This window comes from Proteinivorax hydrogeniformans (genome assembly GCF_040515995.1).
Lineage (GTDB): Bacteria > Bacillota > Proteinivoracia > Proteinivoracales > Proteinivoracaceae > Proteinivorax > Proteinivorax hydrogeniformans.
In genome coordinates, this window is sequence record NZ_CP159485.1 from 1,626,101 (window position 1) to 1,652,951 (window position 26,851).

The 26,851-nt window shown below is 36.7% G+C and carries 24 protein-coding genes; 4 read left to right on the plus strand and 20 right to left on the minus strand.

Translation table 11 applies throughout. The features are described 5' to 3' along the window. Positions 1–107 precede the first annotated feature (107 nt). Positions 108–662, minus strand: a complete 555-nt coding sequence (locus PRVXH_RS07820; protein ID WP_353892231.1) for a hypothetical protein — start codon at positions 660–662, stop codon at positions 108–110. 371 nt (positions 663–1,033) lie between these two features. Between PRVXH_RS07820 and cooS the strand changes: the two genes are divergently transcribed. Continuing rightward, positions 1,034–3,142, plus strand: coding sequence for an anaerobic carbon-monoxide dehydrogenase catalytic subunit (cooS, locus tag PRVXH_RS07825; protein WP_353892232.1), 2,109 nt, complete (start codon positions 1,034–1,036; stop codon positions 3,140–3,142). Between the two features lie 194 nt (positions 3,143–3,336). On the opposite strand, the gene PRVXH_RS07830 is transcribed toward cooS, so the two are convergent. The 9 genes from PRVXH_RS07830 to PRVXH_RS07870 form a co-directional block, all read right to left on the minus strand. Next, positions 3,337–4,641 (minus strand): MFS transporter, encoded by a 1,305-nt coding sequence (locus tag PRVXH_RS07830; RefSeq protein WP_353892233.1) that lies wholly within the window; start codon positions 4,639–4,641, stop codon positions 3,337–3,339. Between the two features lie 756 nt (positions 4,642–5,397). After that, positions 5,398–5,991, minus strand: a complete 594-nt coding sequence (locus PRVXH_RS07835; protein ID WP_353892234.1) for an IS3 family transposase — start codon at positions 5,989–5,991, stop codon at positions 5,398–5,400. Further along, a complete protein-coding gene (locus tag PRVXH_RS07840) occupies positions 5,988–6,203 on the minus strand; it encodes a hypothetical protein (RefSeq protein WP_353892235.1) in 216 nt (71 codons plus the stop codon). Before PRVXH_RS07840 ends, PRVXH_RS07835 begins: the two co-directional genes overlap by 4 nt. Before the next feature lie 71 nt (positions 6,204–6,274). Continuing rightward, positions 6,275–6,955, minus strand: coding sequence for a helix-turn-helix domain-containing protein (locus PRVXH_RS07845; protein WP_353892236.1), 681 nt, complete (start codon positions 6,953–6,955; stop codon positions 6,275–6,277). A 2,330-nt stretch (positions 6,956–9,285) separates the two neighbouring features. Beyond that, entirely contained in the window at positions 9,286–9,855 is a 570-nt protein-coding gene (pyrE, locus tag PRVXH_RS07850) for an orotate phosphoribosyltransferase (protein ID WP_353892237.1), read from the minus strand. A 14-nt stretch (positions 9,856–9,869) separates the two neighbouring features. Then, positions 9,870–10,778, minus strand: a complete 909-nt coding sequence (locus tag PRVXH_RS07855; protein ID WP_353892238.1) for a dihydroorotate dehydrogenase — start codon at positions 10,776–10,778, stop codon at positions 9,870–9,872. Then, positions 10,771–11,481 (minus strand): dihydroorotate dehydrogenase electron transfer subunit, encoded by a 711-nt coding sequence (locus tag PRVXH_RS07860; RefSeq protein ID WP_353892239.1) that lies wholly within the window; start codon positions 11,479–11,481, stop codon positions 10,771–10,773. The genes PRVXH_RS07855 and PRVXH_RS07860 overlap by 8 nt, the downstream gene beginning before the upstream one ends. A gap of 1 nt (position 11,482) precedes the next feature. Further along, complete coding sequence (gene pyrF / locus PRVXH_RS07865) at positions 11,483–12,373, minus strand: orotidine-5'-phosphate decarboxylase (protein ID WP_353892240.1); 891 nt, start codon at positions 12,371–12,373, stop codon at positions 11,483–11,485. 1 nt (position 12,374) lies between these two features. Continuing rightward, positions 12,375–13,631, minus strand: coding sequence for a dihydroorotase (locus tag PRVXH_RS07870; RefSeq protein WP_353892241.1), 1,257 nt, complete (start codon positions 13,629–13,631; stop codon positions 12,375–12,377). A 391-nt stretch (positions 13,632–14,022) separates the two neighbouring features. Between PRVXH_RS07870 and pyrB the strand changes: the two genes are divergently transcribed. Both pyrB and PRVXH_RS07880 read left to right on the plus strand, forming a co-directional pair. Next, complete coding sequence (pyrB, locus tag PRVXH_RS07875) at positions 14,023–14,958, plus strand: aspartate carbamoyltransferase (protein ID WP_353892242.1); 936 nt, start codon at positions 14,023–14,025, stop codon at positions 14,956–14,958. Then, entirely contained in the window at positions 14,951–15,385 is a 435-nt protein-coding gene (locus PRVXH_RS07880) for an aspartate carbamoyltransferase regulatory subunit (protein WP_350344805.1), read from the plus strand. Before pyrB ends, PRVXH_RS07880 begins: the two co-directional genes overlap by 8 nt. A 142-nt stretch (positions 15,386–15,527) precedes the next feature. On the opposite strand, the gene PRVXH_RS07885 is transcribed toward PRVXH_RS07880, so the two are convergent. From PRVXH_RS07885 to PRVXH_RS07925, 9 genes are all read right to left on the minus strand, one after another. Further along, positions 15,528–16,160, minus strand: a complete 633-nt coding sequence (locus tag PRVXH_RS07885) for a response regulator transcription factor (RefSeq protein ID WP_353892243.1) — start codon at positions 16,158–16,160, stop codon at positions 15,528–15,530. Further along, positions 16,132–17,238, minus strand: coding sequence for a histidine kinase (locus PRVXH_RS07890; protein ID WP_353892244.1), 1,107 nt, complete (start codon positions 17,236–17,238; stop codon positions 16,132–16,134). The genes PRVXH_RS07885 and PRVXH_RS07890 overlap by 29 nt, the downstream gene beginning before the upstream one ends. Positions 17,239–17,385: 147 nt before the next feature. Continuing rightward, positions 17,386–18,501, minus strand: coding sequence for an ABC transporter permease (locus PRVXH_RS07895; protein ID WP_353892245.1), 1,116 nt, complete (start codon positions 18,499–18,501; stop codon positions 17,386–17,388). Then, the gene (locus tag PRVXH_RS07900; RefSeq protein WP_353892246.1) at positions 18,498–19,628 is read right to left on the minus strand and encodes an ABC transporter permease; all 1,131 of its coding nucleotides are present in this window, start codon (positions 19,626–19,628) and stop codon (positions 18,498–18,500) included. Before PRVXH_RS07900 ends, PRVXH_RS07895 begins: the two co-directional genes overlap by 4 nt. A 14-nt stretch (positions 19,629–19,642) precedes the next feature. After that, the gene (locus tag PRVXH_RS07905; RefSeq protein ID WP_353894562.1) at positions 19,643–20,578 is read right to left on the minus strand and encodes an ABC transporter ATP-binding protein; all 936 of its coding nucleotides are present in this window, start codon (positions 20,576–20,578) and stop codon (positions 19,643–19,645) included. 175 nt (positions 20,579–20,753) lie between these two features. Further along, positions 20,754–21,131, minus strand: coding sequence for a hypothetical protein (locus PRVXH_RS07910; RefSeq protein ID WP_353892247.1), 378 nt, complete (start codon positions 21,129–21,131; stop codon positions 20,754–20,756). A 2-nt stretch (positions 21,132–21,133) separates the two neighbouring features. Then, positions 21,134–21,451, minus strand: a complete 318-nt coding sequence (locus tag PRVXH_RS07915; protein WP_353892248.1) for a hypothetical protein — start codon at positions 21,449–21,451, stop codon at positions 21,134–21,136. Positions 21,452–21,665: 214 nt separating this feature from the next. Beyond that, a complete protein-coding gene (locus PRVXH_RS07920) occupies positions 21,666–22,679 on the minus strand; it encodes a hypothetical protein (protein ID WP_353892249.1) in 1,014 nt (337 codons plus the stop codon). 44 nt (positions 22,680–22,723) lie between these two features. Continuing rightward, complete coding sequence (locus PRVXH_RS07925) at positions 22,724–23,914, minus strand: hypothetical protein (protein ID WP_353892250.1); 1,191 nt, start codon at positions 23,912–23,914, stop codon at positions 22,724–22,726. Between the two features lie 378 nt (positions 23,915–24,292). On the opposite strand from PRVXH_RS07925, the gene PRVXH_RS07930 reads away from it, so the two are divergent. Further along, entirely contained in the window at positions 24,293–24,754 is a 462-nt protein-coding gene (locus PRVXH_RS07930) for a hypothetical protein (protein ID WP_353892251.1), read from the plus strand. A 99-nt stretch (positions 24,755–24,853) separates the two neighbouring features. Here PRVXH_RS07930 and PRVXH_RS07935 read toward each other — a convergent pair whose 3' ends face one another. Beyond that, entirely contained in the window at positions 24,854–25,411 is a 558-nt protein-coding gene (locus PRVXH_RS07935) for a hypothetical protein (RefSeq protein ID WP_353892252.1), read from the minus strand. Positions 25,412–26,851 lie beyond the last annotated feature (1,440 nt).

A 26,851-nucleotide genomic window follows, 5' to 3' on the forward strand; every position in this document is an offset into this window, starting at 1 on the left:
AACAAAGGGCTGCTCATAAGGAATATGAGCGGCCCTTTGTTGTTAACTTAAAATTTTGTAAAAATATCTTATAACATAATTTTATTATATCCCAAATCTTTTCTAGATCATGCTTTAATATCCTTTGCCCTACATAAAAAAGTTTTATCAAATGTTATCTGTTTAAGCTTTTTAAACTTTTCTAGTTTAGCTGGTATATTTTCTATAGGAGTATAACATTTACAGCTTGCTTTAGGAGCCCTAATTAATATCTTTGCTTCTCTATCTGCTGTTAGTGCTATTGACTTAAGTATTTCTTTCTTAGGTTCAGCCTGCAGCGGAACAAAAATAACGTTATATGGGCTAAAATCGTAATCTTGGCCATCAACATTTTTTACCTCTATATTTCCAACCTTTAACTTTTTTAATAAGCTTTGTGCTTTACTTACACAACATTTATTACAGTCAATAACCGTTATCTTATTACATTTTTCCGCAATATAAATTGATGTGTACGGGACCGCCCCTCCACCTATAAATAGCACATTATCACTTTCACTTACCTCTGCTAATTCTATTTCCTCCATCACAGCTTTTTTATATAAAAAGCTATATAAAGCTCTTGCTGGTGCTATAGAGGAAATTTTACATTCACACCATTGAGTAAACTGAGAGAGACCCACTTTTAGAAACCTCCAAATATACGACTTTAGAAACTTTATTTTTATTTAAATCTAATAACGTCATCTTGATCCTCCCAAGAATGGTTAATTGATAACTATTATCAACTGACTCCAAAAATAAAATCACTTGAAAGTTATTCTCATTTAAATTATAAACATCCAGTTTTTATCTGTCAATACATTGCAGAAATTTAATTTTATGTATTAGATACTTTATATAGAAACAGTTTTCTGGGTAATTTAGCCATTATCTTATTTAGGTAAAGGTTTACTTTAACACGCCGTTGCTACCTTGACATTAAAAGATATAGCATTATTTTTCAAAAAGGGTAAAAGCTATCAATAAGTATAATAATTAGGGAGGTTTTTTAATGTTTAAAAAGTTTAAAGAAACTATTAAGCCAGGAAAGGTCTCCGATAAGGCAGACGATGGTGTCTTAGCTGGAACAAATGACCCCGAAGACCACAGTGATTTGCATAGTCAAGTTAAAGTAGATTATCAAAGCTTAGAAAAATCACCTCAGGGTGAAAAGTTATATAAGTGGCAGCGTGAACATATCAAAACATCTGATCAGTCCAAAGAGGGCTACCCACTGAATGTCATTATAGATCCTGCCATGAGAGAAATGTATCAGGTGGTTCACAAATCTAATATGACAAATGTGTTTGATCGTTTCTCTGAGCAACAACCTCAATGTAAGTTCTGTATCGAAGGTTTGTCCTGCCAGTTATGTGCCAATGGTCCGTGTAGAATTTCTCAAAAGGCTCCTAGAGGTGTCTGTGGAGTAGATGCTCACACCATGGTAGCTCGTAACTTTACCTATAGACATGTGACTATAGGAACTTCCGCCAACATCTTTCATGCTCACCAAGCGGCCCGAACACTTAAAGCTGCTGCTACCAGTCCTGAAAGTGGATTAAAAATTAGAGATGAAGGGAAACTTAAGCGATACGCTGAAATGCTAGGTATTGATACAGATAACGACATAAACAAGGTTGCAGTGGAGTTAGCTACCTTAGTAATGGATGATATCCACAGCCCTTACCATATAGAATCAAAGCTTGTTAACGCCTTTGCTCCAACAAAAAGGAAGGAATTATGGAGAAAACTGGGTATCTTCCCTGGTGGCGGTTATAGCGAAGTTGCCTATGCCCAAACTATGTGCATGACAAACTTTACATCTGACCCTGTAACATTTTTACTTAATGGGGTACGTATGGGTATAGCCAATGAATACCAAGGTCTGTTTGCCTTAGATATTTTACAAGAAATTTTAATCGGAACTCAAAAAATAACTGAACGTAAACAAAATATGGGGCTTTTAAAAGAAGAAAAGGTGAATATTATAACAAATGGTCACATGCCCCTTCTCGCCCACGTTGCTATAGAAATGGCATCTACTGAAAAGTGGCAACAAAAAGCAAAAGAAGCAGGAGCTGAAGGCATACAGGTTCTCGGACACGTCTGTGAAGGTCAACAGCTGTTAAACTATGAGGGTTCGCAAAAAATGAGTGCTTATGTAGGCCAAGAAGGAGAATGGTTATCAGAAGAGTACCTGTTAGCCACAGGAGTTGTAGATTTATTTATGTTTGACTATAACTGTACTGTTCCTACTCTTCCTATATATGCTAAACGTTTTGGCACAAAACTTGTCAGCACCCATCCAGTAATTAAACTTCAGGGAACAGAAACTATTGATTTTGTTCCAGAAAAAATGGAAGAGCAAGCTGAAAAGGTGCTGGATATGGCACTAGAGGCTTATAAAAAACGTAAAGAGGAAAATAGAGAAGTATATATTCCACAGCACACCTCTGACTGTACCGTTGGGTTTAGCACTGAATCGGTAAAAGAAGCTTTAGGAGGCTCACTTAAACCACTAGTTGAACAGATAGCCAACGGAAATATTCGTGGGATTGCTACAATTGTTGGTTGTACCACCGCACAATATGGTCAAGGTGGTAGCAACATATTTAAGATTACTAAAGAGTTAATTGAAAATAATATACTAGTGCTTTCAGGCGGTTGTACATCTGCAGTTATGGAGTACACAAACTTAACTAACCCAGAAGCTGCTGAGGAAGCTGGCGACGGACTTAAAGCAGTTTGTAAGCAGCTAGGGATACCACCTGTACTATCGTATGGCGCTTGTGTAGATATAGGCAAAATGACCCATACCGCCATGGAAATTGCTGATGAACTAGATGTTGATACCAACAAGCTCCCGTTAGTAATTGGAGCTCCCGAATACCTTGAGCAAAAAGCAGTAGCAGACGCTTGCACAGCTGTTGCTTTAGGTTGGCTAGTTCATGTAGCTCCTGTGCCTTCTGTTACTGGAAGTGAGGTTGTAGTTGAAACACTGACTAAAACTACTGAAACCTTAGGTCTTGGAAAGCTTATGGTAGAATTAGATGCTGAAAAAGCAATTCAAACCTATGTTGACCACATCGAAGGCAAGAGAAAGGAACTGGGGTTAGAGTAAAAAAGGTTAAGTGGCTGTTCTACGATTTAAATAAGTTGGATAGAAAATGGTTAGATAGTAGAAAAATCCATAACGGCTGAAGGGTTTGTCATTTTGCCGGCAGGGTATTATTCGGTCTATGACGTTAACAAAAACGCACCGGCCTCTTATAAAACCATGTGTTTTATAAAAGGCCGGTATATTTTTTACCAAATTTATATTTTCGTTGGTTTTGGTGATATGGCTGAAGCTAAAATTGCTAGGGCTGGAAATACTGCTGTTATAATTAAAATCTCTGTGTATCCTCCAAAAATATCATAAGCAAACCCAAATGGTAGCGGACCTGCCGCTGACCCTATTACCATACCAGTCATCGTAAAACCTTTGATACTTCCTAAATGCCTTCTGCCAAAGTAATTAGGCCAAATCATATTGTTAGTAATGGCAAAATAGCCATTTACTCCTCCCCATATAACTCCCAAAATAACAACCATTATTGTTGATGTCAAATTAAAGTATTTAACTGTCAAAAACATCGCCACAATTAAGAAAAAACCAACAAAGGTAAAAGCCATTATGAGGTTATCTTTATATTTATCACCAACAACACCGGCTATAAAGTTATTTACAAACTGAGAAACTGCATAGATACTTAGCACCGATGCTGCTAGCATAGGGGCGTTATCGCCAGAAAATCCTAAATAATCCATAATCGACGCCAAGTGGAAAGTCAGTCCTGTATTAAGAGCAGCAGGAACTGTTACACAAAACAACAGCAGCCAAAATGCCCTAGTTTTCATAGCTTCTTTTAGCGTCCATGAAGTTTCGTTGTTAGCCAGTTTTACATCGGCTTTAGTTAAATCTAGATTTTGATTATGACCATCTGGTGCTTCACCAATATCCTCCGGCCTGTTCTTTACAAAAATAATAGCGATAGGAAGCATAATAACTAATAAAAGAGTCCCCCAGACCAACCAGCCTACCTGCCATCCAATATTTTGAATTATCCAGGTGTTTAAAGGAGGTAAGATAAATGAACTTGAAACTGCTCCAATAGCCATAAGGCTGAGCGCTTTCCCTCTATGCTTGTAAAACCATTGTGGTATCAAAGTCGATGACATAAGAGTCATCGACCCCTGCCCTAAAAGCCTTACAGAGAAAAACCCTAAAAGCAGCATCCATGGAGCAGATACAAATACCATCCAAAAGCATGCTATGGCAAAAAGCGAAATAATAACGGGCATAACCCTCCTATGCCCCTTAACATCTAAAAGCTTGCCAACAAAAGAAATCAAAAGCCCTGCACAAAGTGTTCCTATTGAATATAAGCTGGATACATAAGATCTAGACCAACTAAACTCTTCAATATATGACTCTATAAAAACAGAAACGGAGTATGTCTGCCCTGGACCGGAAAAAAATACCCCGAAAATACCTACAACAACAATAATCCACCCATAAAAAAAAGGCACTTTGCTTGCCAATTTACCTTTTTGATTTAATACTACATTGTTTTCCATGTCTCTCCCCCATATCCGTACAATTTTTCAGTCATAGTTCTATTATAATGAATTTCGGATGTGGAAACAATAGGTAGTTTGAGTAGTGTGAGGCGAAAGCTTATAAAAAAGAATTTACAATTGTTGGGATAACGGGTCCCCTATTTGTGTTTTTACTAACATCAGACCTTATACTACTGATTACCATTACCAAAAAAATTAGCCGCGAAAACGTATAAATTAGCTACATGCTGGGTCTGAACTTACTCCAAATTTGCTTATTCTGCTTGGTCGTAGATACAGTAGTTGGTTCTATAGATTTTACAGCTTGAGCTTACTGAAGGGTTTGTCATTTACTGGCAGGGCGGATTAGTACTAGTAGTATGAGGTGAGAAGTAAGAGGTTGGACAAATGGCCAGAAATTAATGCTTGTGAGTAGTGTGAAGTGAGAAGTTAGAAGTTGGAATCAACTTTGGTAACCATATAAGGATACCCAAATGGCCAGACTGCTTAGGAGTGCCTAGATTCTAGGCGCAATTGATGTACCAGGGCCGGGAGCGTATCTTCTAATACGTGACTGGTCTGGGCTAGCAATTGCAACAACGAAGATAGGTGCTGATAAGCTGTCTGCAGCAGAGGAACTCCGTAGCCCAGAAATAAATGACAAACCCTGAACTGACCCAGGCCTGGTTTTGAGAACAATTGGCCGCGAAAACGTATAAATTAGCTACATGAACTGCCCCCTGTCAAGTAGACATTATAAATAATAAAAATGATCTAACTAGCTTGCCTCCTATATTCCATAGGACTCTTAGCACCTAACTTTGCTTGCAATCTTTTGTAGTTATAAAAGAAGATATACTCATCAATTGATTCTTTCAGTTCATTAAAAGTTTTGTAAGTTCCATGCAAATAATATTTTTCGCACTTAAGTGTGCCAAAAAAGCTCTCCATTGGAGCATTATCAATGCATTTGCCAACACGTGACATGCTATGAGTCATCTGTGCATCCTCAATTTTACGTCTAAAGCCTTTGGAAGTATATTGAAATCCTCGATCGCTATGAAGCAAGGATGCTGCTCCAGGGGCGACATCTAGAGCCTTATCTAAAGTGTTAAATACTAGTTCGTTATTGTTTGAGTGTCCAATGACATATGACACAATAGAATTATCATGTAAATCTAAAATAGCACTTAGGTAGGCCTTTTTACTTCCGTATTTTAATTCTGTAATATCTGTAACCCATTTTTCATTTGTACTGTCTGCTTTAAAGTTGCGGTTTAATATGTTCGCTGATATATGCTGTGGAGTTGATTTAACATAGCGTTTCTTTTTCTTTCGAATAACTGATTTTAGCCCTGCATCTTTCATAAGACGATAGATACGTTTATGATTAAAGCTCTTTTCAAACTCTTGTCTAGGTACATTTTTAACCTTCTATATCCAAAAATACCATCTGATTTGTCGAAGATTTCAATCATTTTCTCTTTTACTAGTTTGTTCTCTATTTCTAATTTAGTTTCTTTTCTATTTAGCCATTTATAATAAGCAGAGCGAGCAACACCAGCAACTTGACATAACAATGTTATTGAAAATTGTTTTTTGTTATACAGCTGTTTAATAGCAATATACTTAATCTTTGAACTAACTTTGCTTAGTAATTCCCCCTCTCCAGTTCCTTTAACTTTTTTAATAAAGCATTTTCCGCTCTTAATTTTTCATTTTCTTCCTGTATTCTCTTAATTTCATGCTGAGCCTTTTCTTCTGGTGTTAGTTCATCTTTGCTTTTTTTTCTACCACGTCTATCTTTGAGTTTTTGTTCGCCACCAGATTCATACTTTTTAACCCACTGATAAACTTGTTGATAGGATACTGAGTAGGTTTCGGCGGTAAATTTATAATCATGGTTATTATCGATGCAAGACTGTACTATTTCAATTTTATCCTCGAGATTAAAAGTTTTTCTTTTTGTCATAGAGTAGCTCATTCCTTTCTTAGCATCACTTTTTCTATGACCATTATACTTCTTAATCCACTTACGTAAAACACTGTGATCAGAAATTCCATACTTTTCTGTGACGTGTCTTAGTGTGTATTGACCAGTTAAATAATCTTTAATTGCGTTTTCTTTTAAATTTTTAGAGTAGCTTGCCCTTGTTTTACAGTCAACTAAACCATCTAGGCCATGTTTTTCAAACTTATCAAGCCAATCAAATATTGTGCCTCTGTTAAGGCCGTATTTATATGCAACCATACTTTTATTACTACTACCACTTAAATACTCTTCTATTATTAAGTATTTTTCTTCAGCATTATATTTAGTTTTTGAACTCATAAAAATAAACTCCCCTTTGAAATGTTTTTTTATTTACTTTGTCTACCTAAAGGGGAGCATATCAACATGCTGGGTCTGAAACTTACTCCAAATTTGCTTATTCTGCTTGGTCATAAATACAGTAGTTGGTTCTATAGATTTTACCGCTTGAGCTTACTGAAGGGTTTGTCATTTACTGGCAGGGCGTATTGTAGCAGTAGTGAGAAGTTGGAAGTTGGAATCGACTTTGGTAACCATATAAGGATACCCAAATGGCCAGACTGCTTAGGAGTGCCTAAATTGTAGGCGCAATTGATGGACCAGGGCCGGGAGCGTATCTTCTAATACGTGACTGGTCTGAGCTAGCAATTGCAACAACGAAGATAGGTGCTGATAAGCTGTCTGCAAAAGAGGAACTCCGTAGCCCAGAAGCAAACGACAAACCCTGAAATGACCCAAGGCATAGGTTTGAGTTTTTCGTGGGTCCTGCGCCCTTGTGGGCTAGATCCTTCGGCTACGCTCAGGATGACGTTAAGAAAAAAAATACTGGCTGTTTATTCTGCTTGGTCGTAGATACAGTAGTTGGTTCTATAGATTTTACCGCTTGAGCTTACTGAAGGGTTTGTCATTTACTGGCAGGGCGGATTAGTACTAGTAGTATGAGGTGAGAAGTAAGAGGTTGGACAAATGGCCAGAAATTAATGCTTGTGAGTAGTGTGAAGTGAGAAGTTATAAGTTAGAAGTTGCAATCGACTTTGGTAACCATATAAGGATACCCAAATGGCCAGACTGTTAGGAGTGCCTAGATTCTAGGCGCAATTGATGGACCAGGGCCGGGAGCGTATCTTCTAATACGTGACTGGTCTGGGCTAGCAATTGCAACAACGGAGATAGGTGCTGATAAGCTGTCTGCAGCAGAGGAACTCCGTAGCCCAGAAATAAATGACAAACCCTGAAATGACCCAAGGCATAGGTTTGAGTTTTTCGTGGGTCCTGCGCCCTTGTGGGCTAGATCCTTCGGCTACGCTCAGGATGACGTTAAGAAAAAAAATACTGGCTGTTTATTCTGCTTGGTCGTAGATACAGTAGTTGGTTCTATAGATTTTACAGCTTGAGCTTACTGAAGGGTTTGTCATTTACTGGCAGGGCGGATTAGTACTAGTAGTATGAGGTGAGAAGTAAGAGGTTGGACAAATGGCCAGAAATTAATGCTTGTGAGTAGTGTGAAGTGGGAAGTTAGAAGTTGGAATCAACTTTGGTAACCATATAAGGAGACCCAAATGGCCAGACTGCTTAGAAGTGCCTAGATTCTAGGCGCAGTTGATGGACCAGGGCGGGAGCGTATCTTCTAATACGTGACTGGTCTGAGCTAGCAATTGCAACAACGAAGATAGGTGCTGATAAGCTGTCTGCAAAAGAGGAACTCCGTAGCCCAGAAGCAAACGACAAACCCTGAACTGACCTGAGCCTAGGTTTGACATTTGTGTGGGTCCTGCGCCCTTGCGGGCTAGATCCTTCGGCTACGCTCAGGATGACGTTAAGAAAAAAAATACTGGCTGTTTATTCTGCTTGGTCTTGGATACAGTAGTTCGTTCGCTAGGTTTTACCGCTTAAGCTTACTGAAGGGTTTGTCGTTTGCTGGCAGGGCGTATTGTTTAGATGCGTCTTTTCTCCCTGTGAGTAAGCCTTTGGCGTTAAGCTATCTTTCATTAACATCAAAGACATGGATATGTCGTCTTATAAGCCAAAGGTGTCGAACATGTGGAGAAACAGCAGAGAAACACCGTAGCCCAGAGGTAAATGACTAACCCTGAACTGACTAACGTGGGTTTGAGCTTTGTTTGGGTCCTGCGCCCTTTGGGCTAGATCCTTCGGCAAGCTCAGGATAACATTCGAGATGCTTCGGAGAGGATTAAAGGTCCTATTTTGTTATGGTGGTTTTTACTAACATCAGACCTTATACTACTGATTACCATTACAAAAATTGGCCACGAAAACGTATAAACTTGCTTATTCTGCTGAGCCAAAGGGCAGGCTTTAAATCTGCTTAATCTGCTGGGCTGGAAATAAATAGTTTTTGTTAAACTGCAGGAGTTTTTGCTAATAATATACACCTTAAAAGTTCTCATTTATGCTACATTTAAAGCTGGGCCTTGCCTCTATGATTATCTATTATGAATGGGGTTAGACTAAGCATGTAGCTTATTTCGTTATTTTTACCGTGGCCAATTAGGGTTTGAATTAGCGCCCTTGCGGGCTAGATCCTTCGGCAAGTTCAGGATGACTTCTTCAACAAAAAGGAGCTGGCCTGTTTTAGCAGGCCAGCTCCCTTTTATTATAATAGGATTCATTTATTTCTTCCCGGTACTCCCAGGCTTTGTAGTTGGCATTTTTTCTTTGCACATCGGGCAGTTATGAGGTTCGTAACTTTTTATATCCATTTCATATAAGCTGTAAAATTCGTACCCCACATCCTTGCCTGCTGTTCTATCAACGGCACAACCTACTGCGACTACCTCTCCACCTAGGCCTTCTACAACCTCCATAACTTCTTTTACAGAACCGCCGGTTGTAATAACATCTTCTACAATTAGCACCTTTTCACCGGGGTTTATGGTAAACCCTCTTTTAAAAGTCATCTTTTTTTCCACTCTTTCGGCAAATATGCTTTTTACTCCAAGCTTTTGTGCTACGTTAAAACCAAAGATAAGACCTCCCATAGCTGGCCCTACTACCACATCTATTTCAAGGTGTTTAATTTTATCTACCAAAGCTTCCGATAGCAAGTTGCTGTACTTAGGATATTGAAAAACCTGAGCACATTGCATGTATTTGTCGCTGTGCCTTCCAGACGTTAGCACAAAGTGTCCAGTTTGTAGAGCGTTACTTTTTTCAAAAGCCTCTAATATCTTTTTATCCATTTATAACTCCTCCTTTATTTATGGGCGATTCCTACCAGTTGGTTTATATCTTCAATATCATTTTCCTCTAGGTACATCTCTAACCCTTCAATGATTTCTTGACAAGCCAATGGATTGACAAAATTTCCAGTCCCTACAGCAACCATTTGGGCCCCCGCCATGATAAATTCCAATGCGTCCTGCGAGTTAACTATTCCTCCCATACCTATAATAGGTATATCGATATGAGGATAAACCTGATAAACCATTCTTAAAGCTACAGGCTTTATTGCAGGACCTGAAAGTCCTCCAAAGGTGTTACTTAGCACCGGCCTTCTCTTCTTTGTATCTATAGACATACCTAACAAAGTATTGATTAAAGAAATCCCGTGGGCTCCTCCATTTTGGGCAGCTTGTGCAATGGATACTATATCTGCAACATTAGGGGTTAACTTGATGATAATCGGTTTTGAAGTTACTGCCACTGTTTTGCGTGTGACCTCTTCTACAACCTTAGGATCTGTTCCAAAGGCAATACCCCCTTCTGCGACATTAGGACAGCTTAGATTTACCTCTATGGCATCAACTTCAGTACTGTCTAAAAATCTTACAATCTCCACATACTCATCAACATCTTTGCCAGCCACATTGGCAAAAACTGTACATCCATCTTCTTTCAACTTAGGCAGGTGCTCTTTAGCAAAAAACTCCACCCCAGGATTTTGCAGACCTACACAGTTTAGCATGCCGCTAGGGGTTTCTATGCTGCGTCCAGGAGGATTGCCCTCCTTCTCATTTAGCGTCATACCCTTTGAAGTGATAGCCCCTAAAATATTAGGGTTATAAAACCTTTTATACTCTGAGCCAAACCCATAAGTCCCTGATCCTACAGTTACTGGATTTTTCAATTTAAGTCCCGCAAAGTTTGTAGCTAAATTAGTCATTAAAAACAACCTCCTCTATAGGAAAAACCGGACCATCGCTACACACTAGCTTATATCCATGTTTAGTTTGACAGTTGCAAACAAGGCAAGCCCCAACTCCACAAGCCATATGCTGCTCAATAGAGATTTGACCGGGTATATTTTTCTCTTTGCAAACCTGTTGCAGCGCTTTAAGCATTCCTTCAGGACCACAGGCTATTACATAGTCATAAGATTTGCCCACCTTTGAATTTACAAACCTATCTATTACTGTCTCCCCTTTGGATGCGAAACTTTTGTATATCTTGTTTGGGAATTTATCATGCAAAAATTCATCGTTGTTATACCCTAAAAAAACATCTGCTTTATCTAGTGCTTGAGCTACTGAAAGAATTGGAGCTATCCCCATTCCCCCTCCTAATATAGCAATCTTTTTATTTTTGATATCTAGATTAAAACCTCTCCCTAAAGGTGGCGAAAACCTTATTTCACTACCTTTAATCCTTTTGCTAAGCCATTTAGTTCCTTCACCCACCACTTTATAAACTAGCACAAAACTTTCTTTTTTACTTTGGCAAACGCTTATAGGTCGTGGTAACAACTTGCCATCACATACCACATTGATAAACTGTCCTGGCTTTGCAGAAAGATTTGAGTACTTAATCTCCATTTCAAATATATCATCAGCTAACAGTTGATTTTTTTCTATCTTACCTGTAAGCATATTATTTGCCCCTCTTTTGAGCTAAAGCAGAGTTTATATCTTTTATCATGTTTTCTAAGCTCTTTTTAGCAAACTTTGCATAATCTTTTTCATCTGCTTTAACTTTTTTATAGTAGGAAGTAATACCCCTTGATGAATTTACAACGGCACCTAGCCCTCCATCATCAAAGGCATCTACGATATCTTTACCGCTACCTCCTTGGGCACCATAGCCTGGAACTAGCATAAAACCTTTTTGTTTCTTTCGTAGCTCAGCTAGCTGGGCTGGATGAGTAGCACCCACCACTACACCCATATCAGAGTATTCTCCCTTACAATCTTCATCTAAAGTAGCTATAATGTCGCTAATTTTATGGTAAACCTTTTGACCTCCTTCAACCTCTAGATCCTGTAGTTCTGCGGACGAAGGGTTAGATGTTTTTAGCAAAATGAAAAGACCTTTCCCCTCTTTTTTAGCTACATCTACAAAAGGCGTTAACCCATCTGTTCCAAACAAGGGGTTTACTGTGATGCTATCTATGGAAGGCTCCTGAAGAAGACCTTCTGCGTATGCTAAAGCTGTGCTACCTATATCCCCCCTTTTCACATCAGCTATGGTTAGAACATCTTTTTCTTTACAATACTTTAAGGTTTCATAAAAGGCTTCAATCCCTGCCAACCCGTAGCGCTCATAAAATGCCACCTGAACCTTTATGGCAGGCGTTAAATCAGCCACACTGTCTATTATATTTTTGTTGAACTCCAAAAACATCTGAGGGATGTTTTCCTTTTGCACCGATACATTATACTTTTTTTGTAAAAACTCAGGCATCATTTCCATGGTAGGATCTAACCCCACCACACATGGGTTGTTTTTTTCTTTTATTGCTTTAGAAAGCTTTGCTGCAAACATATTACCCCTCCTTCTCATTATTTTTATAAGCTATGTTCCCATCGACTATAGTCATGTGAACATCACCCTTTCCTGCTTTAAAGGCAAAGGGTGTTTTTTGTCCCTTAGAAAATCTAGGTTTTTCTTCTATGATATACTCTTTATCCATATCAACTATGGTAAGGTCAGCTGGTACACCTTGTTTAATTTCTCCGCCTGTAAGCCCTAATATTTTATGGGGTTTTTCGCTTAATAACTCCACAACTTTAGCTAGTGTAAGCTTCCCTTTGTTGACTAAATCCAACATAAGCTTTGCTGTAGTCTCTAACCCTACAATTCCAAATGGAGATTTTTCAACCTCCATTTTCTCCTCAGGACTATGAGGTGCATGATCTGTAGCTACTGCATCTATTACTCCAGTTTTTATTGCATCTAAAACAGCTAGCCTGTCTGCTTCGCTTCTAAGAGGAGGGTTAACCTTTGCAATTGCCCCCATTTCTTCAACAGCTTTGTCGGTTAATAAAAAGTGATGGGGGCAAGCCTCCGCTGTAACTGGCACTCCATTTCTTTTAGCTTCTGCTATAAGATTTACACTTTCTTTAGTACTAACATGCGCTATATGCACAGGTGTATTATGCCTTTTAGCAAGCCCTATCTCCCTTTTGACCATCTGCCACTCAGATTTGTTGGAAATGCCTTTTATCCCTAATTTTTCGCTTACTTCACCTTTATTTATATGTCCGTCTTCTTTTACTTCACAGTGAGAAACAATAGTCTTATTCAAACTACTACCTTTTAATAGCGCCTTTTCCATCATATCTTTTTCTACTACCGGCTGACCGTCATCTGAAAATCCAATCACCATATCAGATACAGCCTCAAAATTTACTAATTCTCTACCTTGCTGCTGAAAAGTTTTGCTAGAAAAAGCAAACACTTTACATACACCCTCTTTTTTTCCCCTTTCAAGAAATCTAGCAATTTCTTTTTTGTTATCTAATACTGGGTTGGTGTTTGGCATGGCACAAACCGCCGTAAACCCACCTGCCACTGCTGCCTTTGTCCCCGACTCTATATTTTCTTTATATTCTTGCCCGGGGGTACGTAGGTGAGTATGGATATCTATAAATCCAGGGAGCACAACTTTGCCTGTAATATCTACAGATGGTAGGTCTTTTTCTATCTTATCTGAAATCTTTACTATCTTGCCACTTTCCACTAAAATATCTGCTTTGCTTAGCTTACCTTTTATAAAGATACTTCCATTTTTAAAGAGCATCTCTTTTCCCCCTTTTTTGCATAAAAAAAGACAACAAACCTAAGTGTGGGGTCTGTTGTTTCTGTTGTATAGTTAGCTTTAACATGATATTTTCCTCCTTTTTAGTCTCTCTGGACTAATTTTAAAAAAGGTTACTTATATTTAGACAAAATTTTTTTGCCTCTCGGGCAAAATTAAAATTTACTAGCTTGCAATAAAGCTTACACCCTAGCATCTCATTTGTCAAGGATAAAATTACAAAAGGTAACTCCCCTTAAACATCTCTGCAAATTCTGTTAGGTAAAAGCTAAAAAAATGTTTGCAATTTTTTTTAGGATATGCTATAGTTTTTGACAAGAAATATTCACTTTCTTTAATTCGGTCCAGAGAGGCCATAAGGAGGTCAACAACAATGAAATTAAACTGTAAACATTTGTGTCATTCTTTAGATTTATCTTTGGAGGAGTTAGACTATCTTTTTAATTTAGCAAAAGAAATGAAAAAAAATCCTGCTAAGTATAGCAACTCACTAGCAGGACATATTTTAGGAACGTTGTTTTTTGAACCCAGTACTCGAACCCGACTTAGCTTTGAATCTGCAATGCTTAGGTTGGGTGGTCAAGTGTTGGGTTTTTCTGATTCCGATCAAAGTTCTGCAAAAAAAGGGGAAGGCCTTTGGGACACCGTAAGAGTTATGGACGGGTATTGCGATATTATGGTTATACGCCATCCAAAAGAGGGTTCCTCATTATTAGCGTCAGAGTACTCACAGGTGCCTGTTATAAACGGTGGTGACGGAGGACATCAACATCCCACTCAAACTCTTACCGACTTATTTACAATAGTTACTGAAAAAGGTAGTTTAGAAAACAAAAACTTTGCTTTTGTAGGAGACTTAAAGCATGGGCGAACTGTTCATTCTACACTGCTTGCTTTAGCTAGATATAAAGGAAACAAGTTTACACTTATCTCTCCTTCAGAGCTTAAAATTCCTGCTTACCTAAGAGAACAACTTACTAAAATGGGCGCAGAGTTTGAAGAAAGCACAGACTTAAAATCAGCAATTTCTGATGCCGATGTGCTATATTCGACGAGAATTCAAAAAGAACGCTTTTTCAATGAAGAAGACTATCTAAAACTAAAAGATAACTACATCATCAACAACTGTGTGTTATCACACGGCAAAAAAGATATGCTTGTCCTTCACCCCTTACCTAGAGTTAATGAGATTTCAATAGAAGTGGATAGCGACCCACGAGCTGGTTTTTTCCGCCAAGCAAAGCTGGGAGTCTATATTCGCATGGCATTAATTCATACACTAATTAAAGGGGGACATACCAATGCTTAAGGTAGCATCTATAAAAAATGGTGTTGTAATTGACCATATTACTCCAGGAAACGGATTAAAAATCTTTTCAAAACTAAACTTAAAAGATATCGACGAGCCTGTTATTTTGCTAAGAAATGCAGACAGTTCAAAAGCTGGTAAAAAAGATGTGGTCAAAATTGAAAATTTCTATGACCTTCCTCTTGAATACCTTGGAATTTTAGATAGCAACATAACAATTAACTATATCAAAGATGAAAAAATAATTGACAAAAAGAGCGTATCTTTACCTTTGAAAATTAAAGGCATAGTAAAATGTAAAAACCCAAGGTGTATAAGTTTTGAGCAAAAGGATGTTTCACCTGAGTTTACGTTAAACAACAGAGAAGACGGATATATTTGCTCCTACTGCGAAGAAACTACTAGCTTAAAAAGGATAAAATTATAAAGTGAAACTTCAATCAGTGGGGGCTTACAACCAGTTATCCTGCGATAAAAGAAAGGCAACTTTGCACTCTAGCGAAGTTGCCTTCTTTATGCTCACTATTTTACTGATGTAGCTTATAAGAAGGGTGATAAAAGGTAATCTTTTAGTTTTTTAAGTAATATATTGCCAACTGGGTTCTATCTCTTAAGCTGAGTTTGTCTAACAAGGTAGTTATATAATTTCTTACCGTACCCGGACTTAGATGCAAGATATCGGCGATTTCCTTGTTGGAAAGTCCCTCAGCTACAAGCTCTAGTATCTCTATTTCTCTATGACTTAAATTTTGATCTACGGTGAAATCGCTTTTTTCTTCCTTAAGCATTCCTTTTAAATTATCTATTACATCACTATCTAAAATTGAATTACCACCCTTATATATAGAGCGAACAGCATCAACTATATCTTCAGACCTTTGACTTTTTAAAATATAACCGTTAGCACCACTTTTTATCGCCTTTGCTATATAGCTTTGTTCTTTAAAAGTTGTTAAAATTAGAATTTTAGCATGCTGATATTTATCTTTAATAACCTTTGTAGCTTCTACTCCGTCCATTTCAGGCATCCTTATATCCATGAGAATAACATCAGGACACAGCTTCAAAGTTAAATCAATCGATTCTTTTCCGTTTTTTGCTGTAGCTATAACTTCTATATCTTCCTCTAAATCTAAAATCATTTTTAAAGAGTCCCTTATAAGGCCATCATCATCAACTATTAACACTTTCAAATAGCACATCCCCTTCCTTGCTATTTTGAGGTAGTAAAAAAACCATTAAAAACCCTTTTTCAGAGCTTATAGATATAGTACCACCAGCATATTTCACTCTCTCCTTAATAGCAGACAATCCTAAATTCTCCTTTATATTGCCTTGACAGCCCCGTCCATTATCTTTAACAAAAACTCTAGTAAACTTTGGATTGCTGTTTATAGAAATCTCCACATCTGTTGCGTTAGAGTGTTTAACTACATTTGTAAGAGCTTCCTTAATATTAAAGTAAATAATCCCTAAGTGCGAAGAGGATATTTGATTAAAATCTCCTTGCTTATTATACCGGATCTTACAAAAATTAAAGTTGTTTATTAAATTGTCAACAAGCCCAATATTTATATCCTCTTTAGGCTTTAAATCATGTACTGTAGTTCTCAGCAATTCTAAACTTGACCTCATTTTTTCTATACAGTCTTCCAACATTTTTTCCGCTTTGTCTTCTTCTCGTTTAAACACTTTTTTTATAGCCTGTAGTTGAAAAAGCTGCCCTGCTATACAATGGCCTAGCTCATCATGGAGTCGAACAGCTATTCTGTTTCGCTCTTTAAGCCCAGCTAAGTACACAGTTTGATTATTAGATTCTAGCAAATTTTGTTTTGCTTTCTCTAAGCTGTACCTTAATTTTCTTTCTTTATCATAGGCTTCCTTAAGATTGACCTTGCTGTCATAAAGGGCTCTAGATGTTTTGGCAAAATACCAGCTTATTAGTAGTAAAAACACTGACCACACCAGAAACTCTAATTCTAAAGTTAAGGCGACAGCTAAAATTGGTAAAGCAAAGATTTCTAGTCTATTGAAAAAAACTTCATATAACCCCAAGGCCAACAACGGGCTATAGACAGGGTTTAAAATGCTTGCAAAAATTATGATAATAACTTGGCCCACCAAAGCAGCCTTATTATATTTGGAAAATTTGTCGCGATAAAGGATTATAATTAGTAACAACAAAGTTATTATAACATCTAGGTAGCTTAATTTCTGATAGGTGATTAAATTAACTATCACAAATATTAAATAAATAAGTTTTAGGTATAAACTTTTCATTTTACAACACTACTTTCGCAACCTTTTATTTATAATTTATCATTAAATATCAACCTGGTAAAGTCCCAAGCTTATCTTTACTATATCGCATCGTACATCAGTTATTAATAAAGGTCTAGTTGGCTAAAACTCAACTAGACCTTTTATTTATTCCTCTATATTGCTTAAGCCTTTTTTCTTTGCTCCAATTAGGAAAAATATTAAAGCAAATAGTGTCAGCACTATAATATTAGGCATTATTTCCATAAAAGTGGCCCCAATAACAATTTGACTAGCTCCGTCTATTGCCCAGTAAGTTGGTAGAAAAAGGCCTATTTGTTGCAAAACTTGGGGCATCATTTCATAAGGCCAAAACGCTCCTCCAAGCATTGCCATTGGAACAATTAAAAAGTTTGCTAGCACATCGGTTTGCGCTACATTTTTTGAAACACTGGTTATAGCTATACCAAAGGCTATAGAAACCACAGAAAATAAAGCGAAAAATGCATATAACATAAAAGGCGACTGGCCTAAGCTTATGTTAAAAATCTGCGATATTATCACAAAAGTTAGCAGCACCTGAAACAAAGAAATAACCCAAAAACTTAATAAATTTTGTAGCATATAACTTTTTATCGATAAAGGTGAAGTAGCTATCCTATTAAAGGTAAGGGTCTTTCTATCCTCCATAATTAGTGATGTTGTATTAGTTGATAGGAAAAGCATCCCCATAACTAAAAAACCTATGGCAGAGAAAATCCCCCAAAGTGGTATTTCCTCAGATTGCTCAGGTCTTGTTATGGTATAACTGTAGTTTCCTGATCCCAGCTCCTCCATACCTTTGTTAAACTGCTGCGAGTCCTCTGCAGCCTTTGCTATGTTTTTAGCGCCTGATATAAAATTTTGGATTGTCATTTCAGCGGTTATAGCTACATAAGGTTCTACACCTTTATAAGCTGTTAAGCTCATATCCTCTTCTGCTAAAATGCTATTTTTATAGCCTTTTGGTATTACAATGCCATAATCAGCTTCCCGTCTTACAAGATGGCTTTGTATTTCCCGTTCATTTACATACATCACATTGTTTTCTTCTTCCAAGCTAGCTATTAAAGCCTTACTAAGCTGCGTGTTATCATAGTCAACAACTGCAATGTTAATTCCTTGGAAGGATCCCGAAAAAATTAACGAGATGGCAGTTAGCCAAATAATAGGAAAGAGCAACATAAAAATAAATGATTTACCTTTTCTTTTTAGTCTTTTAAAGTTAGATATAAAGATACTCACTTAAGCTCCCTCCTTTTTTTAGCTATAAGCGCCAGCGTAATAAACACCGCTGTTATAATTAACAATCCAACAAAGGAGCGTAAATAATAAGGGTTTGGACTGTAAATACTTTCAAACAATAAGTTTTGTCCATAGTAGTTAGGCGATAAAACTCTCATAAAGCTTAAAATGCCGCCAGGGTTTTGAATTGGAATAAATCCCCCACTTAAAAAAGTCGAAACCATAACAAATAAATTTAAAAATGTCACCGGACTTGCCCCGCCGTCTTTAGCTGCCATAAAAAAGTTTAAAATACCCAAGCTTATTGTCATGATGCTAAAAAACAGCATAGCTACAAAAATCATATGGAGGTTATCACCCCAGTTCACTCCAAAAGAAAATTTTGTAAAAATAATTATAATAGTGCCCTGAACCATCAATGTCAGTAGTGTAGCTAGGAGTTTACCAGATATAATTTCAATATCTTTTATAGGAGAGGTCCTTAACCTAGAACCTATGGTTTCATTCTTATATTCCTGCATATATTCATTAGCATATAAAGAGCCCCACATTAACGTCATTATAAGCATCGTTATACCATAGTAATCCATGGCAGACGGTGGCTTAAAATCATCACCGAGATAAACAGAATCAATGTCTCCCTCAAAATGCTGGTAATGTTGAAGCTGACCATCAGCTATTACATTCATAGCATAAGTTGTATTTGCACCTTTTATAAAGGAATTCATTATATTGGTAAATATAGTATAGTTAAGCCCTTGTTCATGCATTGAATATGTGTTAATCCTACCCTCTTCTAAATGCGCTGGCAAGTGTATAAATGCAAATTTATCTCCGCTTTCTATTTTATTTATTCCCTCATCATAACTGTATACCTCATCGACACTTATCAACTCTTCCTTTTCAACCGTGCTTATAAACTGCTCAAATGCCTCACCTAAATAAGTTTTTTCTTCATTTAATACAGAAACCTTAACAGTATCTATTTGGCGTACTTCAAAGTCGCTTTGTAAGGCATTTCCCAAAATTAAGATTAACAAAATAGGAAAAGCAACCATCAGCATTAAAGAGCTTCTATCTCTTAAATTTCGCAAACATGTATAGTAAGCAATTGTAAATATCTTCATAATTAGCACCACCTCTAATCTCTAAGAGATCGACCGGTTAGCGTTAAAAATACCCCTTCAAGGTTTGGTTTTTCAACGCTTAGTGCAGTTACCTTTCCACCGCTGTTAGTAACTGCTTCAATGATTTTGCTAACCAGATCGTTATTTTTTGAACATGTTACAGTAATTTTGCCCTTGTCCTCATTAGCCTCTAGAACTCCTTGAACATCTCTTAGATTTGTCAACAACTCCTCGGTGACTTTATCTACCTTAATTTCTACGACTTGTTGAAACTCAATGGATGCAATAAGCTCCTCTTTACTGCCTCTAGCTATCACTCTACCATGATCCATAATAGCGATGTCATCACATATTTTTTCTACCTCTTCCATATAGTGTGATGTGTAAATTACCGTAGATCCTCTTTTGTTCAAAGTTTTAACAGACTGCAGAATTAACTCCCTAGACTGTGGATCTATACCCACGGTTGGTTCATCCATTATGATAAGTCTAGGACTATGAGCTATAGCACAGGCTATGTTAAGCCTTCGCTTCATCCCACCGGAAAAGGTCTTGCTAAATTGATCTTTTTTGTCTAAAAGACCTACAAACTCTAAAGCTTCCTCGACCCTTGCCTTAATCTCTCTTTTATCTACTTCATATAACTTTGCAAAAAAAGCTACATTTTCATAAGCTGTTAGGTCACGGTAAACAGCGATTTCTTGGGGCACGATACCAATTTTCTTTTTTATGTCATTTCCATTTTTGCTCAAGTCACTGCCAAACACATAAATGGACCCCTTATCTTTTTGAATAAGTCCGACAATACAGTTAATTAACGATGTTTTTCCTGCACCATTGGGTCCTAACAAACCGAATATGCTACCCTCTTTAATATTTAAGCTTACATTATCTAAGGCTAAACTTTCCTTATATCTTTTAACAACGTCCTGACATTGCAAAACCATAATACTGTCTCCCTCCTCTTTCTCCTCTTAGTTATATTCACATTTTATACCAGCTTTGCCACTACCGGTAGTGCCTATATAAACAAAATGATATGACTTTTGTCATATCATTTCTTGTTAAGCTTATCTCTTTTCTATTAATTCTGTAAGTCTATAGTAAGACGTTGTTTAGCAAAGCTTACCTCCACCAAATATATCCACCAATAATTAAAAAAAGCAAGGCTAAACTTATACTGGCATAAAGCCCCTTATTTAATCCATTTTCCCTTGTGTAGCTGTTACTTTTAGCAACAGCCTCCTCTACTTCTGCAGCTGCGTCAGCTTTAAAAATAAGTTCCTCATCTAAATATACCTTTCCTTTTTGTCCATCAAAACTAAAATTAGTTTCTGTCCCATCGCTGTTCACAAATTCTTTTATAGCAGCAGCATCCATCTTTGCATATATAGATGCGCCTTCATGGTAGAGAACATTTAACGTTTTATAATCAGCAGAGTCAACCCTGTAAAAAACCCAGGCTACCTCAAACGTATCCCCTTTTTTAAAAAGAGAAGCCAATACTAAATCTCCTTTTTGAGGTTTTTTTCAGCAACACCTTCAAACAAATTATATTCCTTAACCTTATCTAATGTTACTAGATTTTCTATAGGTGCCTGCTTTCTAGGCGCAGCTATATTTATTTCTTTTGCACTTATAATCTGCTTTTCTACACCGACAACAATTTGATTATCCGTAATCTCCATTATCTGTCCGACAACAAGTGCGTCATGGTCATTATGCATAAATCTATACATTTCATCAGCCGCTAATACTGTGCCAAAAGTTATTATAGATAATATGCCTAGTATAACATCACAAAACAATATTTTTCTTTGCACTTACCTCACTTCTTTCAATTCTTTATCAAATCTATTAGGTTAATCCTCTATTATGTTAAATATTCCCTTTAAAAACTCCTCTATTAAAGCATAGCTAGACCAAGTCCAAATAATCTCTTCATCCATAGAGCCGTTGTTAGCAGCAACTACCATGTTTACAACCTTCTCCCCCCTAAAGTCCCCCATAACAGTAAGTTTTTAGTCTAACCCTGCTTTACCTCACCTCTATATCCGGTCTCAATTTTCTAATTTCATCCTTATATTGTTCTACTTCTGCTTGATTATAAATACCACGGATCGATATTCTTTCTAAGTTTTCCGCTTCTTCTAACCCTACTATTTTAGTTGTATTATAAACACTTAAATCTTCAAGATGCGGAGCTTCTGTTATGTCTATCGTTAATGGCTCACTTTCATTAAACAAATCGTCATCTATGCTTAACCTTGTTAAATTAGGAAAGTTTGAAAGTTCTATAATTTCATCTTCTTGATTACCCAAGGAGTGTTGCCTTACCGTAAGCCACTCTAAATTCTCTAGCTTTGGAAGATCTGAAAGGTTAAAATCTGGATGCGGATCAGTTATAGTCAACCTTTTCAAATTCTCAAGTTTTGCAAGCTCGCTATAATCAAGTAACCTGTTTTGCCCTAAAATCCCCAATTCCCATAAACTAGGCAAGTGTTCGATTCCTTCTAAGCTTCTTACCGTTCTCCCCGTTATGTTTAGATGATCAATCCTTTCTAAGTCAGAACTTCCTTCCTCTAATTCAATATCTGCATCTATAAATCTATCTTCATAAGCATCAGATACTATCCTCTGAAGATTTGCATCTTTGAACACTCTTTGACTTTCCATATAAGCGCTAACATAGATATTAGAAGCCATAAGTAACGCTACTATGACTACTAACGCTGTAACATTTCTGAATCTTTTAGCTGATGAGCTCTTATAAATATTATAGATTATGCATCCCATAAAAAATGCTATCAAAATATACTCAAAATAAAAGACTGCTTGGAAATGATATTCAGCAACAATTCTACCTATCGCTAGTAAAGTTACAAATAATATGGCTTGTATTTTGCCATTTTCATTTAAAATAGCTTCTCTAATAAAGATAAACCCCAATATAAAGGCTGGATTTAAAATAGTCATCCATTGCTGATTTATTATTAAAAGTAACACTACGAGCGCCCCAAAAACATAAAGCATCTTTTCCTTTAACTCCATTATAAACTCCCCTTTTTTTAATTTTTAACACTAAAATTAACTGGCTATCTTACCTTAATATCTGGTCTTAGCTTTCTAATTTCCTCTTTATACTGTTCAACCTGCTTTAATTTACTTTCATCCTTGAAATTATAATACGAAATAGAAACCTCCTTTAAATTCTCGGCTTCTTTAAGCCCTACAATCTCAATCTCGTTATTTGTATATGATCTTATGCTAATAGTTTCAATTAGTGGGTTTTGCCTAATATCTATGGTTAGAGAACCGTCTCGCACTCTATTTTTTGCATCCAACCCTTCAGAAAAAGTAAGACTTTTTAAGTTTGGAAAATTTGATAACTCAATCTCAACATCAGTTAAAGCATCCCTATACTTTAGCTTCTCTAAATTACTCAAAACAGGCAAATCCTCTATCTCAAATTTTGGGTGAGGTTCATATATTCTTAGGCTTGTTAAATTATCTAAAGCTGCTAACTCTTCATAACTGGTCAATTTATCCTGTCCATCTAACCGAACCTCCCATATATTAGGGAAATTCTCAACTCCCTGCAAACTATTTACGCTATATAATAAATCCCTAGAGACAACTAAATAGTCTAGCCTTTCTAGGTCAGGGCTACTTTCAGCTATCTTTGTATCTGCGCCGATAAACCTAGAATCGTATAATTCATGTATAACTCTGTTTAAACTAGCGTCTTTTAAAACTCTGCTGTTAATGATATATATATGAGCTGACATTAACACAAATACTATTAACCCCAATATGGCAATATTTCTGTATTTATAAGTAGTAGAACTTAAATACATATTATAAATCAAAAAGGCAGTAAAGAATATCAGCATTACGTATTCAAAATAATGGATAGTAAAATATTGATACTGTAATATATATCCTAAAAAAAGCAAGCAGGCCAGTAGCACCGTCTGCAATCTACTAATATCTGTCACTTCAATTTCTTTACTGGCTGCTAGGTATATATTATAAATCACATAAGATGCTAAGAGTATAACTGATAAAAACTCAAAGTACCCTATAAAAATGACGCCAAGTAATAACACAAATAGTAGCTGTAATACTTTCTTTCTTGTTTCTGTCATTGTCACCTCTCTAATCGCTAAAATAGCAATTATCACTATAGGGTGGAATGTCAAATGCCAGCCTTTAAACAAAAACAGAAAAGCCAGTACAACTCCAACTAAATTAAATATTTTTTCCTTTGTATAATAACTTTCCATAATAAATCCCCCTTTTTCCCCATTGTAATTTTAAAATTTTTTACCCTTTACTAATAACTATAAATTTAATACCTTAGATCTCCTTTTCTCTTATGTCCTATATTTTCCATATACATTACTATTCTTTACAGAAAATTATAACTCCTCCTTATTTTTCAACTTTCTCATAAACTTTTTCATTCCATCTTAGACTGAAAAAATGTGCTTTCAAGTTTTAGCTATCTGCTTATTTGTGTTATACATAGTTTGTTTTTAAAACGACCATACTAAAGATATAGTATTAATAGGTAATTGCAAAATTATTTCCCCAAAAACTTTTACATCGATCGTAAAATTTGCAGTCACCTATAGAAATTTAGGGAGGTATCAACATAAAGCATGAAATTTTTTTCATTGTTTATTTTAGTATTTTTGTTAATCGGGTGTCAGCCGGGAGCTCCACAACAAGGAGCTGAAGAAAATCAAACCACGCCGATAGTTGATGACTATGAAGATGGAACTTATAGAGGGGTGTTTATAGACCGAGATGAAGTCCAGGTAAATGTCCAGTTTTCTTTAAATGATAACACAATAGAAAGCATAAACTTTAGGCGTCTGTTTTACAGCAACCAAGACTATCTAGAAGCTGACGATGAGACGATTCAATCACTAGGAGAGCAGCATCAACAAGTACTAGAATCCATCCAAGGAACAGATATTAACGAAGCTTTAGAAGAACTCTATGAACCAGGAAATCTTGCAGAAGATATCGACGGCTTTACCTCAGCCACTCTAAGAGGAAACAAAATACGCTCTGCCATAAAGGATGGTTTAAATAGAGGGGTTTATGTAAGAGATTAGTGTGATATATACGTTTAGTAAAAATGACTGAGCCAATTGTGGCTCAGTCATTTTTACTAACTAAACTTTGTAAGTCTTGCAAAAGACACATTGGGCTTCCTATGTATTTATCATAACATCTTCTTTTAACTTCTCAATAGTTTTTTCATATTCTTCATGTTTTACAGATACCCTGACTTGTTTACTTCTAAGACCAGATTTGTTTTTTAAGCATATTATAAACTCAGGCGACTTTTTATTAACAATTATACTTTCAATGTCTTCCCATTTATAAAAGTTACCCCTAGTGCTAATCCCGTTAGTATAAATTTCTTTGTCCTGAAATAAATACAAAAATAACCCTATTATCATAATGGAAAACGTCCATTCAAAAGCATGTTCTGTCCCAGAAGTAATATTCGAAAACAAATTTCTTGCAGCAACTATCCCAAACCATATAGTAGTAAGTGTAATTATAAAAGGATCGGGAATTTTACTTTTAAACTCTAAAGCATGTCTTTTTTGTTTTAGCTGCTTAAAACAGATCTTTCCAAAAAAATATCCTCCGATTAGTAAGAAGAAAAGAGATGCAGTTAACTCACTTAAATAAAACAGATAAAAACTCGATGTAAGTAGTAGGCTGACAATTACACAAAAAACCAAAAATCTTAAAAACATAAGTTTCCCTCCTTTTTATATTATATGAACAAATATTAAGATTAGAAGTTTTAAAGATGTATCGCTTTTGCCTACTGAAGGGTTAGTCGCTTGCTGGTAGCGCGTATTGTAGCAGTAGTGAGAAGTGGTAAGTTAGAAGTGGAAACCATTTGGGCTTCGATGTCCGTAGGCAATGAATTACCTGCTACGCTTAACCCTGAGTCATGAGTTTGAGTTTTTCGTGAGTCCTGCGCCCTTTGGGCTAGATTCTTCGGCAAGCTCAGAATGACGTCAAGAAAAAAAATACTGGCTGCTTATTCTAGGGAATGCCCCCTCTACCCTAGAAAACCAGTTAGATAGAAGATGGGTGGAAAGTGGAAAAAGCAGGGGCTTTCCTATATGGTTACCTAATATGAATGGGGTTGGACCAAGCATGTAGCTTATTTCGTTATGTTTACCGTGGCCAATTAAGGATTTGTTATTAGCCCCTTGGGTCTAGGTTCTTTGGCGGGCTTTAAGATGAAGTTAACTAATTACCATTAACAAAAACAATTAGCCGCGAAAACGTATAAATTAGCTACATGCTGGGTCTGAAACTTACTCCAAATTTGCATATTCTGCTTGGTCATAGATACAGTAGTTCTTCGATAAGTTTTACCGCTTAAGCTTACTGAAGGGTTTGTCACTTACTGGCAGGGCGGATTAGTACTAGTAGTATGAGGTGAGAAGTAAGAGGTTGGACAAATGGCCAGAAATTAATGCTTGTGAGTAGTGAGAGGTGGGAAGTCAGAAGTTGGAATCAACTTTGGTAACCATATAAGGGGACCAAAATGGCTAGACTGCTTAGAAGTGCCTAGATTCTAGGCGCAGTTGATGGACCAGGGCGGGAACGTATCTTCTAATACGTGACTGGCCTGGGCTAGCAATTGCAACAACGAAGATGGGTGCTGATAAACTGTCTGCAGCAGAGGAACTCCGTAGCCCAGAGGTAAATGACAAACCCTGAACTGACCTGAGCATGGGTTTGAGAGCAATTGGCCACGAAAACGTATAAACTTGCTTACTCTGCCGGGTCAAAGGGCTTGCTATAAATTTGCTTATTCTGCTTGGTCTACAAATAAACGGTTTTTGTTAAACTGCAGGAGATTTTACTAATAATATACACTTTAAAAGAACAGTGTCTATATCTCATTCCTGCTGCATTTTAACAGGGTCTTTCTTAAATGGTTATCTAATATGAATGGGGTTGGACCAAGCATGTAACTTATTTCGTTATGTTTACCGTGGCCAATTAAGGATTTGTTATTAGCCCCTTGTGGTCTAGGTTCTTTGGCGGGCTTTGAGATGAAGTTAACTAATTACCATTACCAAAAACAATTGGCCGCGAAAACGTATAAATTAGCTACATGCTGGGTCTGAAACTTACTCCAAATTTGCTTATTCTGCTTGGTCATAGATACA

Excerpts from the sequence above, each read along its gene's own strand:
- PRVXH_RS07880 (WP_350344805.1), top strand. The coding sequence starts at position 14,951 with ATGCTTAAGGTAGCATCTATAAAAAATGGTGTTGTAATTGACCATATT.
- PRVXH_RS07920 (WP_353892249.1), bottom strand. The coding sequence starts at position 22,679 with ATGGAGTTAAAGGAAAAGATGCTTTATGTTTTTGGGGCGCTCGTAGTG.
- PRVXH_RS07830 (WP_353892233.1), bottom strand. The coding sequence starts at position 4,641 with ATGGAAAACAATGTAGTATTAAATCAAAAAGGTAAATTGGCAAGCAAA.
- PRVXH_RS07845 (WP_353892236.1), bottom strand. The coding sequence starts at position 6,955 with ATGAGTTCAAAAACTAAATATAATGCTGAAGAAAAATACTTAATAATA.
- PRVXH_RS07835 (WP_353892234.1), bottom strand. The coding sequence starts at position 5,991 with ATGAAAGATGCAGGGCTAAAATCAGTTATTCGAAAGAAAAAGAAACGC.
- pyrF (WP_353892240.1), bottom strand. The coding sequence starts at position 12,373 with ATGTTTGCAGCAAAGCTTTCTAAAGCAATAAAAGAAAAAAACAACCCA.
- cooS (WP_353892232.1), top strand. The coding sequence starts at position 1,034 with ATGTTTAAAAAGTTTAAAGAAACTATTAAGCCAGGAAAGGTCTCCGAT.
- PRVXH_RS07860 (WP_353892239.1), bottom strand. The coding sequence starts at position 11,481 with ATGCTTACAGGTAAGATAGAAAAAAATCAACTGTTAGCTGATGATATA.
- pyrB (WP_353892242.1), top strand. The coding sequence starts at position 14,023 with ATGAAATTAAACTGTAAACATTTGTGTCATTCTTTAGATTTATCTTTG.
- PRVXH_RS07885 (WP_353892243.1), bottom strand. The coding sequence starts at position 16,160 with ATGTGCTATTTGAAAGTGTTAATAGTTGATGATGATGGCCTTATAAGG.
- PRVXH_RS07935 (WP_353892252.1), bottom strand. The coding sequence starts at position 25,411 with ATGTTTTTAAGATTTTTGGTTTTTTGTGTAATTGTCAGCCTACTACTT.
- PRVXH_RS07890 (WP_353892244.1), bottom strand. The coding sequence starts at position 17,238 with ATGAAAAGTTTATACCTAAAACTTATTTATTTAATATTTGTGATAGTT.
- PRVXH_RS07870 (WP_353892241.1), bottom strand. The coding sequence starts at position 13,631 with ATGCTCTTTAAAAATGGAAGTATCTTTATAAAAGGTAAGCTAAGCAAA.
- pyrE (WP_353892237.1), bottom strand. The coding sequence starts at position 9,855 with ATGGATAAAAAGATATTAGAGGCTTTTGAAAAAAGTAACGCTCTACAA.
- PRVXH_RS07930 (WP_353892251.1), top strand. The coding sequence starts at position 24,293 with ATGAAATTTTTTTCATTGTTTATTTTAGTATTTTTGTTAATCGGGTGT.
- PRVXH_RS07900 (WP_353892246.1), bottom strand. The coding sequence starts at position 19,628 with ATGAAGATATTTACAATTGCTTACTATACATGTTTGCGAAATTTAAGA.
- PRVXH_RS07925 (WP_353892250.1), bottom strand. The coding sequence starts at position 23,914 with ATGGAAAGTTATTATACAAAGGAAAAAATATTTAATTTAGTTGGAGTT.
- PRVXH_RS07855 (WP_353892238.1), bottom strand. The coding sequence starts at position 10,778 with ATGACTAATTTAGCTACAAACTTTGCGGGACTTAAATTGAAAAATCCA.